A 14490-nucleotide genomic window follows, 5' to 3' on the forward strand; every position below is an offset into this window, starting at 1 on the left:
GAGGACACGTCCTCCGGGCCCCTCCGCGCGTGCCGGGGCGGGAGTTCCCCCCGCGGACCCCGTGCGGCCGTCCACCGGCCCCGGTGGGGTCCGGCGGGCGGGTGCCCCCGCCCGTGGCGTCGCGACCGGGGGAGTCGGGCTCCGCCGGCGCCGTGCTCTCCCGGACAGCCCCGCGCGGCGCCGGCCGGGGCGGGACCTACACCTGGGCGAGCAGTGCGGCGGCCACGCCCCGCAGCTCCGCGAAGCGGTGCTCGGGCAGGTCGAGCAGCGTGTGGCCGGCCAGCCACCACGGCGCCGTGGACACGGCCTGCCGCGCGGTGCGCTTGTTGGCCGGGCGGCCCCCGCGCGCCGACACCTCGACGAGCCCGGCCCTCAGCGTGGCGGTGAGCGTGCCGTGCGCCCGCTCCTGCACGTGGGTCAGGAGGAGGTCGACAGCGGCGTCCGGAACCCCCTGCGCCCGCTCGCCCTCCGGGGCTCCTCCCCGGCCCTCCTCGGCACGCGCTCCCGCCCCGCCCGGCGCGCCCGCACCCGGTTCGTCCACGTCCGGCGGGCGCCGCGTCAGGCGTACCGCGGTCAGGTCGTCGGCGCCGAACCCGCGCAGGAACCGCACCCGGAAGCGGGGCTCCACCAGGGCGCGCAGACCCCGCTGCCCCGCGGCGTCGCGCACGCACGCCGCGGAGGAGGGGACCAGGGCGTACACCGTGTCCGCGGCGGAGGCCAGGGCGGCGCGCGCCGCCAGCCGCTCCCACCCGCCGGTCAGGTTGAGCACGGCGCAGTCGCCCACGGGCGCGGGCGCGTCCATCCAGGTGGACAGCCGTACCCGCCCGGCCGCCGACACCTCCGACGGCCACTCGCCCACCAGCGTCGGCTCCGCGCCCCCGGCGGCGGTCCGGCCGCCGTCCCCGCGGCCCCTGTCCGCGGCCCCCCGGCCGTCCAGGTCCTCGCGCACGCGGTCGAGCACCGCACGGGCGCGCCCGGCGTCGAGGCCGCCCCGGGCCTCCTTGGCGTTCACCCCCTGGCTGTACACCCTGGCGGCGTCGCCCGAGGGCGGCGCCGGGGCCCGCGTGAGCGGCCGGAGCACGTAGAGGTCGGAGGCCGCGCCGATGGACTCCGCGCCGTGGTACCGGTTGAAGTCCGGCCACACCGCCTCGAACAGCAGGTCCATCCGCGCCAGCCGCGACTGGGTGGCGGCCGCCAGCTTGGGCGTGGTCTCGCTGGCGCCGTACGCCACCAGGACCCGCCCCCGGCGGGGGTCGGCCATGCCCTCCACGCCGCGGCGCACGAACAGCTCCACCCCGTCGGCGGTGTACGGGGGATCGGTGAACACCACGTCCGCGACGCCGCGCACCGTGGACGGCAGCCCCAGGCGCAGGTCGGCCGTGTGGGTCCGCACCCGCAGGTCCAGCCTGTCGGCCAGCGCGTCGATGTGCGCCAGCACACGCTCGTCGATGTCGACGACCTCGGCCCGGGCGCCGGGGCACACGAGCGTCAGCGCGATCGAGGTCAGGTCGTGGTCGCCCACGCACAGCAGGACCCGGTCGTGCAGGTCGAAGCGCGTGGCCAGGAACAGGGCACGGCGCAGCGCCGTCTCCGCGGTCGCGGTGACGTGGTCAAGGTCCAGGTCGGAGGCGGGCCCCTCGGCCACGGCGCGCGCCAGCTCGGCGTGGGCGCGGGCGTACCGGGGGAGGAGGTGCGCCACGGGGTCGGCGAGGTCGTCGCCGGCCGCGCCGGTGTAGCCGGAGGGCCGCGCCAGGCGTACCCGGCTCTGGCGGCCGGCGCTCTCGGTGGCGAGTTCACCGGCCTCGTCCAGCGCCTTGAGCAGCGACGACACCAGCGTGTACGCGACACCCGTACCCCGGACCAGGTCGTCGGCGCCCCACCACCGGCCGTCGGCGAGCAGCGCCAGGACCCGGCGGAGCCGGGGCATGTCCACGCCGTGGTCGCGCAGCAGCCGCAACGCGGCCTCGGGCAGCGGCGGCGCGCCCCCGGGCGGGTGCGCGGGGGAGGTGTCCGAAACCGTGACTCCCGGTGTTCGTGGGGTGTGGTCGGGGGGTGCGGAACCGTGGTCGTCCGGGTCCGGGAAAGTCGGGTGGCCTGCCATCCACCGATGGTCCCACGGGTCGGCGGGTGGCCGTGGCCGCCCAGGTCAGAACGGTCCGTCTCGGGTGAGGGACAGATCACCCACGTGGGGGACCCGGGCCCCCTTGGGCGGTGCGTTAACGCCGGGGTAATGTTGACCACCGGTACACGGCGTCACGCGGTCCCGGAGCGGAACACCGACCCACAGTCGGGGTTTTATCCACTTTGGGAGGTTTAGCGGGGTTCCCTCGTGGAAAAACCGGCTAGGCCAGCCCTCATCGGGGACAACCGAGAGGGACAGCACCGCCCCCCGCGGGCGAACCGCGAACACCGGCGCACCGCGGCGCCATCTGGTCTAGACCTTCGATTCGCATCGCGGCCGGACCAGCGTGTATAAGGGAACCCGCCCGCAACAGGGACCCCGACCGCCACCGGCGACCACGAGGACGTGGACGCGCGACGGTAGCGCGAAGGGCGCCCGCCCAGCGGGAACCGCCGCTCACGCGGCACACAACTACATCCGCACGCAGCAGGGCCAATGTCGTCCCGAATGCGCTTTTCACAAAGCCGACAAGAGACGACAGGGAGGGTAGATGCCCGCTGCTCAGGTGCGGCGTTCGTCCGTCCGAACGAACGCAGAATCCACTTCCCAGGGCCTGTACGACCCCACCTTCGAGCACGACGCCTGCGGTGTGGGCTTCGTCGCCGACCTCACCGGCCGGCGCAGCCACGACATCGTCGAGAAGGCGCTCACCGTCCTCCGCAACCTCGACCACCGGGGCGCCTCCGGCGCGGACCCCGACGACGGGGACGGCGCGGGCATCCTCACCCAGATCCCGCACGAGCTCTACACCGAGGTCTGCGACTTCGCACTCCCCGAGCCCGGCGCCTACGCCACCGGCATCGCCTTCCTCCCCGTCGACGCCGCCGAGCGCGCCGCCGCCGTCGAGGCCATCGACGCCATCGTCGCCGACGAGGGGCTGACCCTCCTCGGCTGGCGCGAACTGCCCTTCGAGCCCCAGTACAGCGGCCCTGCCGCCCGCCAGGCCATGCCCTACTTCGGGCAGCTCTTCATCACCGGCACCCCGGGCACCCCCACCGAGGGCCTCACCGGCATCGAACTCGAACGCCACGCCTACTGCGTCCGCAAGCGCGCCGAGCACGAGACCGACGTCTACTTCCCGAGCCTGTCCCCGCGCACCATCGCCTACAAGGGCATGCTCACCACCCCGCAGCTCGAACCGTTCTTCCCCGACCTGTCCGACCGGCGCTACGCGTCCGGCCTCGCCCTGGTCCACTCCCGGTTCTCCACCAACACCTTCCCGTCCTGGCCGCTCGCCCACCCGTTCCGCTTCGTCGCCCACAACGGCGAGATCAACACGGTCAAGGGCAACCGCAACATGATGCGCGCACGCGAGGCCAAGCTCGCCAGCGACCTCATCCCCGGCGACCTCGACCGCATCTTCCCCATCGTCGACCCCGACGACTCCGACACCGCGTCCTTCGACGACGCCCTCGAACTCCTCCACCTCGGCGGACGCACCCTCCCGCACGCGGTGCTCATGATGATCCCCGAGCCGTGGGAGAACCACACCGAGATGGACCCGGCCGTCCGGGCCTTCTACGAGTACCACTCCACCCTCATGGAGCCCTGGGACGGCCCCGCCTCGGTGTCCTTCACCGACGGCACCGTCGTCGGCGCCGTCCTGGACCGCAACGGGCTGCGCCCCGGCCGCTACTGGGTCACCGAGGACGGCTTCGTCGTCCTCGCCAGCGAGGCCGGAGTCCTCGACATCGACCCCGCCACCGTCGTCCGCAAGGGACGCCTCCAGCCCGGCCGCATCTTCGTCGTCGACACCGCGCAGGGCCGCATCATCGAGGACGAGGAGATCAAGGCCGAACTCGCCGCCGAACACCCCTACCAGGAGTGGATCGACTCCGGCGTCCTGCGCCTGGCCGAACTCCCCGCCGCGGACCCCGTCCCCGTCACCGAGCTCAACCTCGCCCAGCAGGTCTTCGGGTACACCGAGGAAGAACTCCGCGTCATCCTCACCCCCATGGCCCGCACCGGAGCCGAGCCCATCGGCTCCATGGGCACCGACACACCCGTCGCCGCGCTCTCCGACCGCTCCCGGCAGCTCTTCGACTACTTCTCGCAGAACTTCGCCCAGGTCACCAACCCGCCGCTGGACGCCATCCGCGAGGAGATGGTCACCAGCCTGTCCACCCTCCTCGGCGCCGAGCACAACATCCTCGACGCCGCCCCCGGCGACACCCAGCGGCTCGTCCTGCCCACACCCGTCGTGGACCAGGCCGAACTCGCCGCCATCGTCGCCGCCGGCCGCGACAACCCCGCCCTCAGGACCTACACCGTCGACGGCACCTACCCCGTCGACGGCGGCGGGGACGCCCTCTCCGCACGCCTCGACCAGATCAACACCGAGGTGTCCCTGGCCATCGCCGACGGCGCGCACATCCTCGTGCTCAGCGACCGCGGGGCCGGCGCCGACCGCGCACCCGTCCCCTCGCTCCTGCTCACCGGCTCCGTCCACCACCACCTGGTACGCGAGAAGACCCGCACCGAGGTCGGCCTCCTCATCGAAGCCGCCGACGTGCGCGAATGCCACCACGTGGCACTCCTCGTCGGCTACGGCGCCTCCGCCGTCAACCCGTACCTGGCCCTCGCCACCGTCCGCGACATGGTCGAACGCGGAACCCTCGGCGGCGTCGACGCCGACACGGCCGTCCGCAACACCGTCAAGGCGTTCGGCAAGGGCGTCCTCAAGGTCATGTCCAAGATCGGCGTGTCCACCGTCAGCTCCTACACCGGGGCCCAGATCTTCGAGGCCCTCGGCCTCGGCGCCGAGGTCATCGACCGCTGCTTCACCGGAACCACCTCACGCCTGGGCGGCGTCGGCTTCGACGTCCTCGCCGAAGAGGTCGCCATCCGCCACCGCCGCGCCCACGCCGCCAACCCCGGCGCCCACCGGCGCCTGGACGTCGGCGGCGAGTACCAGTGGCGCCGCGAGGGCGAACCCCACCTCTTCAACCCCGAGACGGTGTTCAAGCTCCAGCACTCCACCCGTACCCGCACGTACGAGATCTTCAAGGAGTACACCTCCAAGATCGACGACCAGGCCGAGAAGCTCATGACCCTGCGCGGGCTCTTCCGCCTCCGCGAGGGCGTGCGCGAACCCGTCCCCGTCGACGAGGTCGAACCCGTCTCCGAGATCGTCAAGCGCTTCTCCACCGGAGCCATGTCCTACGGCTCCATCTCCGCCGAGGCACACGAGACCCTCGCCATCGCGATGAACCGCCTCGGCGGCAAGTCCAACACCGGCGAGGGCGGCGAGGACCCCGCCCGCTTCACCCCCGACGCCAACGGGGACCTGCGGCGCAGCGCCATCAAGCAGGTCGCCTCCGGCCGCTTCGGCGTCACCTCCCACTACCTCAGCAACGCCGACGACATCCAGATCAAGATGGCCCAGGGCGCCAAGCCCGGCGAGGGCGGCCAGCTGCCCGGCCACAAGGTCTACCCGTGGATCGCCGACACCCGGCACTCCACCCCCGGCGTCGGGCTCATCTCCCCGCCGCCGCACCACGACATCTACTCCATCGAGGACCTCGCCCAGCTCATCCACGACCTCAAGAACGCGAACCCGTCCGCACGGGTCCACGTCAAGCTGGTCTCCGAAGCGGGCGTCGGCACCGTCGCCGCGGGCGTCTCCAAGGCCCACGCCGACGTCGTCCTCATCTCCGGCCACGACGGGGGGACCGGCGCCTCGCCGCTCACCTCCCTCAAGCACGCGGGCACCCCCTGGGAGCTCGGCCTCGCCGAGACCCAGCAGACCCTCCTGCTCAACGGCCTGCGCGACCGCATCGTCGTCCAGGCCGACGGCCAGATGAAGACCGGACGCGACGTCGTCATCGCCGCACTCCTCGGCGCCGAGGAGTTCGGCTTCGCCACCGCGCCCCTCGTCGTCTCCGGCTGCGTCATGATGCGCGTCTGCCACCTCGACACCTGCCCCGTCGGCGTCGCCACCCAGAACCCCGCCCTGCGCGCACGGTTCTCCGGCCAGGCCGACCACGTCGTGAACTTCTTCGAGTTCATCGCCCAGGAGGTCCGCGAGTACCTCGCCCGGCTCGGCTTCCGCAGCCTCGACGAGGCCATCGGCGCCGTCGACCTGCTCGACACCACCGAAGCCGTCACCCACTGGAAGGCCCAGGGGCTGGACCTCGCACCCATCCTCCACGAGGTCGAACCCCGCACCGGCGACCACCGCACCCACCAGCGCATCCAGGACCACGGCCTCGCCAAGGCCCTGGACAACACCCTCATCCAGCTCAGCGAGGGCGCGCTCGACTTCGGCCGGCCCGTCCGGCTCGAACTGCCCGTGCGCAACGTCAACCGCACCGTCGGCACCATGCTCGGACACGAGGTCACCAAGCGCTACGGCGCCGACGGCCTCCCCGACGACACCATCGACGTGTCCTTCACCGGATCCGCGGGACAGTCCTTCGGCGCCTTCGTGCCCAAGGGCGTCACCCTGCGCCTGTCCGGGGACGCCAACGACTACGTCGGCAAGGGACTCTCCGGCGGCCGCCTCGTCGTCCGCCCCGCGGCCGAATCCCGGCTCGTCGCCGAGGACCACATCATCGCCGGAAACGTCATCGGCTACGGAGCCACCTCCGGCGAGATCTTCCTCCGCGGCGTCGTCGGCGAACGCTTCTGCGTCCGCAACTCCGGCGCGCTCGCCGTGGTCGAGGGCATCGGCGACCACGGCTGCGAGTACATGACCGGCGGACGCGCCGTCGTCCTCGGCCGCACCGGCCGCAACTTCGCAGCCGGCATGTCCGGCGGCATCGCCTACGTCCTGGACCTGGACACACGGCGCGTCAACACCGAGATGGTCGAGATCGACGCCCTCACCGAGGAGGACCGCGCCTACCTCACCGACGTCCTCACCCGGCACCTGGCCGAGACCGGCTCGGACGTCGCCCGGCGCATCCTCGCCCAGGGCGACACCGGCCTCGCCCGGATCGCCAAGGTCATGCCGCGCGACTACAAGCGGGTCCTGCTCGCCCAGGCAGAGGCCGAAAGAGACGGCCGCGACGTCAACGAGGCCGTCATGGCCTCCGCGCAGTCCTGAGCGCCGGCCCACACGAGAGGAGGAGAAACACCATGGCCGACCCCAAGGGTTTCCTGAAGATCACCGAGCGGGAACTCCCCGCCCACCGCCCCGTCGACGTCCGCATCCAGGACTGGCGCGAGGTGTACGAGGACTTCGACCGCGCCACCGTCACCAAGCAGGCCTCACGCTGCATGGACTGCGGCATCCCGTTCTGCCACAACGGCTGCCCGCTCGGCAACCTCATCCCCGAGTGGAACCACCTCGTCCACAACCACGACTGGGCCGAGGCGATCGAACGCCTGCACGCCACCAACAACTTCCCGGAATTCACAGGCCGGCTCTGCCCCGCCCCCTGCGAGTCCGCGTGCGTGCTCGGCATCAACCAGCCCGCCGTCACCATCAAGAACGTCGAGGTCTCCATCATCGACCGCGCGTGGGAGGAGGGCTGGGTCAAGCCCCTGCCCCCCACCACACGCACCGGCAAGAAGGTCGCCGTCGTCGGCTCCGGCCCCGCCGGGCTCGCCGCCGCACAGCAGCTCACCCGCGCCGGACACGACGTCACCGTCTACGAGCGCGCCGACCGCATCGGAGGCCTCCTCCGCTACGGCATCCCCGAGTTCAAGATGGAGAAGCGGCACATCGACCGCCGCCTCGCCCAGATGACCGCGGAGGGCACCGCCTTCCGCACCGGCGTCGAGATCGGCGTCGACATCACCGTCGACGAGCTCCGCGCCGGCCACGACGCCGTCGTCCTCACCGGCGGAGCCACCGCCTGGCGCGACCTGCCCGCACCCGGACGCGAGCTCAAGGGCATCTACCAGGCCATGGAGTACCTGCCCCTGGCCAACAAGGTGCAGGAGGGCGACTACGACCGCGCCCCCATCCACGCCGAGGGCAAGCACGTCATCGTCATCGGCGGCGGCGACACCGGCGCCGACTGCGTCGGCACCGCCCACCGCCAGGGGGCCGCGTCGGTCACCCAGCTGGAGATCATGCCCAAGCCCCCGGCGACGCGGCCCGACCACCAGCCCTGGCCGACCATGCCGATGCTGTACAAGGTCACCAGCGCCCACGAGGAGGGCGGACGGCGCATCTACTCCGTCAACACCCTGGAGTTCCTCGGCGACCAGGACGGCAACGTCCGCGCGCTGAAGCTGGTCGAGGTCAAGCGCGGCCCCAACGGCTTCGAGCCCGTCGAGGGCACCGAGCGCGAGATCCCCGCCGACCTGGTCACCCTCGCCATGGGCTTCGTCGGCCCGCAGAAGGAGGGCATGATCGACCAGCTCGGCGTCGAACTGGACGGCCGCGGCAACGTCGTGCGCGACAGCGACTACCGCACCACCGTCGACGGCGTCTTCTGCGCCGGCGACATGGGGCGCGGCCAGTCGCTGATCGTCTGGGCCATCGCCGAGGGCCGCTCCGCCGCCGCGGGCGTGGACCGCTTCCTCGCCACCGGGACCGGCCTTCCCGGCGGTACCAACCTGCCGGTGGCCATCCCGCCGACCGAGCGCCCCCTGGTCTAGGGGACGCCCGCACCGCGGAACACGGCAGCACACCACGCGTCGGGCGCGGGGGGAACACCCCCCGCGCCCAACGCGTTCCCGGCTGCCGGTGCCTGCCGGTGCCTGCCGGTGCCTGCCGGTGCCTGCCGGTGCCTGCCGGTGCCTGCCGGTGCCTGCCGGTGCCTGCCGGTGCAAGGCCGGGCCGCGGGCGGTCACAGGCGCCGGGGCCGCGGGCACAGGGCGCGCCCGCGCCCCGGACACCCCCCTCCACAGGCCGCACCGCCCCCTGGCCCGCCCGGCTCCGCCCGGAGATACTGGGAACAGACGGACCCGATCCGGCGCCCGGGCCTCCCCGCACCCCTCCCACGGAGCCCCGCACCGGGCCGGCCCCTCCGCGGGCCCACAGCGCCCGCGGACACACCAGGGAGGACGACGCCCATGGCCTACCGACTCATCGGCGACACCGCCATGCTCCTCCACCTGCTCTTCCTCGCCTACGTCACCCTCGGCGGATTCCTCGCCTGGCGGTGGCCCCGCACCCTCTGGCCCCACCTCGCCTGCGCCCTCTACGGCCTCGGCGTCACCGTCATCGGATGGCAGTGCCCCCTCACCGCCCTCGAGAACTGGGGACGCGAGAACGCCGGCCAGGCGGGACTCCCCGCCACCGGCTTCATCGACCACTACCTCACCGGCGTCATCTACCCCTCACAACACCTCCTCACGGTCCAACTCGCCGTCGCCGCCACCATCGCCGCCTCCTGGGCCGGACACCTCATCCACCACCGAAGACGCAAACACCACAAAGCTTCGAACCCCGCGTAAAGAACGCGAATGGATTGTCCCGCGAGCTATTCTCCGCGCCCGACAGCGGACGTACCGTCGAAGACATGACCGTCGTGACCTGGGACTCCTTCCGCACAGCGGAACACTTCACCATGCGCAACGCGCGACTCATCGACCGCCACCGCTTCGCCCACCTCTTCCAGAACGGCCCCACCGAACCCGTCCGCCAAGCACTCACCGCCTACCGCAACCTCGACGGCGGCTACGGCAACGGACTCGACCCCGACCTCCGCGGACACGCCAGCCAACCCGCCGCCGCCCAGATCGCCCTGCGCCACCTCGACGAACTCGGCCCCATCCCCACCACCGTCGGACTCGGCATCTGCCGCTACCTCTCCACCGTCAGCGAACCCGACGGCGGCCTGCCTCCCGTCCTGCCCAACGTCCGCTACAGCGAGGCCGCCCCCTGGTGGCAGCACCGCGACGACTTCACCGCCGACCTCGGCCTCACCGCCCACATCACCGGCTACCTGCACAAACACCACATCAGCCACCCCTGGCGCGACCTCGCCACCGCCTGGTGCTGGAAACGCATCGACGCACTCCACTGGACCGACCCCCACGAAGCCATCGGCATCTGCGCCTTCCTCCAACACGCGCCCGACCGCCCCCGAGCCGTCCAGGCCATCAACCGCCTCCACCCCATGATCCGCGCCGGCATCGACGTCAACCCCAAACCCTGCGGACAGCGACACGTCCACACACCGCTCGACCTCGCCGACAACCCCGGCCACATCGCCCGGCCCCTCTTCACCGAAGCCGAGATCGACCGCAACCTCGACTACTTCGAGAACAGCCAACGCCCCGACGGCGGATGGGACGCCGCCTGGGAACACTGGGACACCGCCGCCACCATCGAACGCGAAGGGATGCGCACCATCCAACGCCTGCGCATCCTCCGCGCCTACGGCCGCGTCGCCGCCTTCCTCCCACCACCCCGCCGCGACCGCTGAACACCCGCCCACCGGGCCCGGCCCACCGACCGGGCCCCCACCCGCACCCGAAAACCACCCGCACAACCGACGGCCTTCGATAGAGTCCCCCGCCGACACCCCACCGGCACCCCCGAAGGCACATGTCCACCAACACACCCCCCGCGCCCGGCCGACCCTCCCCCCGACCCACACCACGCCTCAGCCCGGCCTTCCACCGCTTCTGGGCAGGCAGCCTCTCCAGCAACCTCGCCGACGGCATCATGCTCACGGCCCTGCCCATGCTCGCCGCCGCCCTCACCAACGACCCCCTCGCCGTCGCCGGACTCACCGCGGCCCGCTACCTCCCCTGGCTCCTCTTCGGACTCCTCGCCGGAGCCCTCGTCGACCGCGTCGACCGCGTCAGGGCCATGGTCGCCGCCAACCTCCTCCGCGCCGCCGCCATCACCGCCCTCGCGATCCTCACCGCCACCGGCAACGCCACCGTCACCACCCTCTACATCGTCATGTTCGCCGCCATGACATGCGAGATCGTCTACGACACCGCCGGAAGGGCCATCCTCCCCGCCCTCGCCCGCACCGCACTCGACCGCGCCAACGGACGGCTCGTCGGCGGACGCGAAGTCGCCCAGGAATTCGCCGGCGCACCCCTCGGCGGCTTCCTCTTCGCCATCGCCGCAGCCCTGCCCCTCGCCACCAACGCCGGAGCCTACGCCCTCGGCGCCCTCATCCTCCTCGGACTGCCCCTCACCGCACGCCGAGCCCCCGCACCACCCACCGACCAGCCCGCCACCCCGCCCGCCGACCCCGTCCGCGCCGTCCTCCACGACATCGGACAAGGCCTGCGCCACATCCACACCGACCCGCCCCTACGCGCCCTCATCCTCTTCGGCGCCACCCTCAACCTCGGCGCCGCAGCGGTCACCGCCGTCTTCGTCCTCACCGTCCAGGACCACTACGGCGTCCCCCCGCACCTCTTCGGCGTCTTCCTCGCCACCGCCGCCCTCGGCGCCATCGGCGGCGCACTCCTCGCCGGCAACACCGCACACCGCATCGGCCGCTACCGCGGCATCACCGCCGGATACCTCGCCCAAGCGGCCTTCTGCACCCTCTTCGCCCTCGCCCCCGACGCCCCCACCGCAGCCGCCGCCTGGACCCTCGTCGCCGCCGCCAGCGCCTACGGCACCGTCCTCTCCAGCGGCATCCTCCAGCAGATCGTCCCCGAACACCTCATGGGACGCGTCAGCAGCGCCAAGCAGATGCTCGGCCTCGGACTCGCCCCCGCAGGCGCCCTCCTCGGCGGCCTCCTCGCCCGTGCCGACCTCCGGGCCCCCGCCCTCTTCGGCGCAGCCGTCTTCACCGCCGCCACCCTCCTCGCCCTGCGCCACCTGCGCACCGCCACCGCCCGCGCCGACGCCAACGAACAGGCCGCCCGCGCCGACCCCGCCCACTGACACCCGCCCGACCCGCCGCCCCGGGGGGCGGCAGGGCCGGGCGGGGCAGGCCCCAGGCGTGCCCCTCCGGGACGAACAGGCCCAACCCCAGAACCCGCCCCCGGCACGCCCCCACCGCCTAACCCAACGCCAGGAACCGCACCCCCGCCCCCTCCCACGCACCTCGGGACACACCGCCCCCACGGCCCGTCACCGAACGCACCGCGGCCACCCCCGCCTCACGACCCGACAACGCACCCGGCACCACCTCCTCCACCACCGCCGGATCGGCCTCCCCGAACAACAACCCCCGCACCACGTCCAAAGCCCCACCGCACACCCACGGATCCCGACCCAGCGCGTCCGCCAGGTCCAACCCGTGCAACACCGACTCCACCACCCGCGTCACCAGGAAATCCGACAACAGCATCCGGTCCCCGTGACGCGTCACCACCACCCGGCCCACCGGCTCCGCCGCCAACCGCGCCACCAACGGCGACCACCGCCCCCGCAACAACCGCCCCGACTCACCCGCGTCCGTACGACGCGCCGCCGCCTCCACCGCCGAACCCACCCGATGCGCGTTCACCTCCGCCGAGAACCGCACATCCGGCCGGTAATACTCCCCAGCAGAAACCAACGCCCCTCCCGTCACCGCAGGTTCACCAACCAACATCGGCTCCACCTGCAACATCGCCCTCACCGTGTGCGCCGCCAACGCCGCCACATCCCACGGCGCACACCGCGTCCCCACCACCGCCTCCTCCTCCGACAACCCCCACAACACCGCGTCCAACGAGGCAACCTCCACCGCCAACGCACCCAGCACCACATCACGCGAGAACACCAGAACCTCCCAGAATCGCCACCGTCACAGGCAACCTACAGAAAGCCCCCGCACCACCCACAACCCCGTTCGTGCAACGCCCCCGTTCGTCTTCCCGCAGCCTGAGATACGTCCATTCGCAACCTGGTTTAGACCACTGCATCCCCCAGACGCTCTAAAGTGATAGGCGTGACACGTCGAGCAAAAATCGTCGCGACCCTCGGTCCCGCCACGTCGAGCACGGAAGTCCTCCGCAAGCTCGTCGACGCAGGACTCGACGTCGCCCGTATCAACCTCAGCCACGGAACCCACGACGACCACAGCGCCAGCCTCGCCAACCTGCGCGAAGCCGCTGAGTCGGCCCAACGAGCAGTCGGAGTCCTCGCCGACCTCCAAGGACCCAAGATCCGCGTCGGCACCTTCCCCGACGGACCGGTCGAACTCACCGCCGGAGACGAGTTCACCGTCACCATCGACGACGTCCCCGGCGACGCCACACGCGTCTCCACCACCTACAAGGGACTCCCCGGAGACGTCCGCCCCGGCGACCGCGTCCTCATCGACGACGGCCGCGTCGTCCTCGAATGCACCAAGACCACCAGCACTGACGTCCACACCCGCGTCATCTACGGCGGCACCGTCTCCAACCACAAGGGACTCAACCTCCCCGGCGTCTCCGTCAGCGTCCCCGCCCTCACCGAGAAGGACGAGGCAGACCTCCGCTGGGCCCTCCACCAGGGCGTCGACATGGTCGCCCTCTCCTTCGTCCGCAGCCCCGCGGACGCCGAGGAATGCCACCGCATCATGGACGAGGAGGGCATCACCGTCCCCCTCATCGCCAAGATCGAGAAGCCCCAGGCGGTCGAACGCCTCCAGGACATCATCGAGGTCTTCGACGGAGTCATGGTCGCCCGCGGCGACCTCGGCGTCGAACTCCCCCTCGAGAACGTCCCCATGGTGCAGAAACGCGCCGTCGAACGCTGCCGCGACAAGGCCAAACCGGTCATCGTCGCCACCCAGATGCTCGAATCCATGATCGGATCACCCCGGCCCACCCGCGCCGAGGCCTCCGACGTCGCCAACGCCGTCCTCGACGGCGCCGACGCCGTCATGCTCTCCGGAGAGACCAGCGTCGGCCAATACCCCATCGAGACCGTCGAGACGATGGCCCGCATCATCAGCGCCGCAGAACAGGAATCCCTGCGCGCCTCGCACATCCTCAACCGGGTACCCGAGACCACCGGCGGAGCCATCGCACGCGCCGCCGCCGAAATCGGCGCCACCATCGGAGCCAAGGCCCTCGTCGCCTTCACCATGTCCGGCGAAACCGCCCGACGCCTGGCCCGCTACCGCTCACCCATCCCGCTCATGGCGTTCACCACCGAGAACTCCACCCGCGGAACCCTCTCCCTCACCTGGGGAGTGGAGACCAACCTGGTGCCCTGGGTCGACAACACCGACGACATGGTCCGCCAGGTCGAAGCCGAACTCCTCCAGCTCGGCGACTACACCAAGGGCGACAAGGTCGTCATCGTGGCCGGCAGCCCGCCCGGAACCACCGGATCCACCAACTCCCTGCGCGTCCACCGCCTCGGCGACGCCGTCGCGCTCGGAACCACGTAGGACCCGGCGCCCGCGACGGGCGCCCGCAAGACGTGCCGCATCAGGTCCGGCCCGGAGGAACGGCGTATGAGCCGCGCCGACCCACCGGGTCAGGGCCAGGTGCGGCCGACGTCTTTCCGG

8 protein-coding genes are annotated in these 14490 nt (G+C 72.0%); 6 read left to right on the forward strand and 2 right to left on the reverse strand.

The genetic code is table 11. The features are described from left to right. Positions 1–196: 196 nt before the first annotated feature. Positions 197–2101 carry a bis-aminopropyl spermidine synthase family protein gene (locus tag ACWGL3_RS05150; protein ID WP_452460921.1) on the reverse strand — a complete coding sequence of 635 codons (1905 nt, stop codon included), beginning with the start codon at positions 2099–2101 and terminating at the stop codon, positions 197–199. 571 nt (positions 2102–2672) lie between these two features. On the opposite strand from ACWGL3_RS05150, the gene gltB reads away from it, so the two are divergent. The 5 genes from gltB to ACWGL3_RS05175 all read left to right on the forward strand — a co-directional run bounded on the left by gltB (position 2673) and on the right by ACWGL3_RS05175 (position 11942). Continuing rightward, positions 2673–7229 carry a glutamate synthase large subunit gene (gltB, locus tag ACWGL3_RS05155; protein ID WP_452460922.1) on the forward strand — a complete coding sequence of 1519 codons (4557 nt, stop codon included), beginning with the start codon at positions 2673–2675 and terminating at the stop codon, positions 7227–7229. A gap of 32 nt (positions 7230–7261) precedes the next feature. Then, positions 7262–8734 (forward strand): glutamate synthase subunit beta, encoded by a 1473-nt coding sequence (locus ACWGL3_RS05160; RefSeq protein ID WP_267945757.1) that lies wholly within the window; start codon positions 7262–7264, stop codon positions 8732–8734. 417 nt (positions 8735–9151) lie between these two features. Further along, on the forward strand, positions 9152–9535 hold the full coding sequence (locus tag ACWGL3_RS05165) for a DUF2784 domain-containing protein (protein ID WP_267945756.1): 384 nt from the start codon (positions 9152–9154) through the stop codon (positions 9533–9535). 74 nt (positions 9536–9609) lie between these two features. After that, the gene (locus ACWGL3_RS05170) at positions 9610–10509 is read left to right on the forward strand and encodes a prenyltransferase (protein WP_267950448.1); all 900 of its coding nucleotides are present in this window, start codon (positions 9610–9612) and stop codon (positions 10507–10509) included. Positions 10510–10631: 122 nt separating this feature from the next. Then, on the forward strand, positions 10632–11942 hold the full coding sequence (locus ACWGL3_RS05175; protein ID WP_267945755.1) for an MFS transporter: 1311 nt from the start codon (positions 10632–10634) through the stop codon (positions 11940–11942). A 118-nt stretch (positions 11943–12060) separates the two neighbouring features. On the opposite strand, the gene ACWGL3_RS05180 is transcribed toward ACWGL3_RS05175, so the two are convergent. After that, positions 12061–12768 (reverse strand): maleylpyruvate isomerase N-terminal domain-containing protein, encoded by a 708-nt coding sequence (locus tag ACWGL3_RS05180; RefSeq protein WP_267945754.1) that lies wholly within the window; start codon positions 12766–12768, stop codon positions 12061–12063. A gap of 168 nt (positions 12769–12936) precedes the next feature. Between ACWGL3_RS05180 and pyk the strand changes: the two genes are divergently transcribed. Beyond that, a complete protein-coding gene (pyk, locus tag ACWGL3_RS05185) occupies positions 12937–14370 on the forward strand; it encodes a pyruvate kinase (protein WP_267945753.1) in 1434 nt (477 codons plus the stop codon). The last annotated feature ends 120 nt before the right edge of the window (positions 14371–14490 follow it).

The sequence above is a fragment of the Nocardiopsis sp. NPDC055824 genome, from assembly GCF_053616335.1.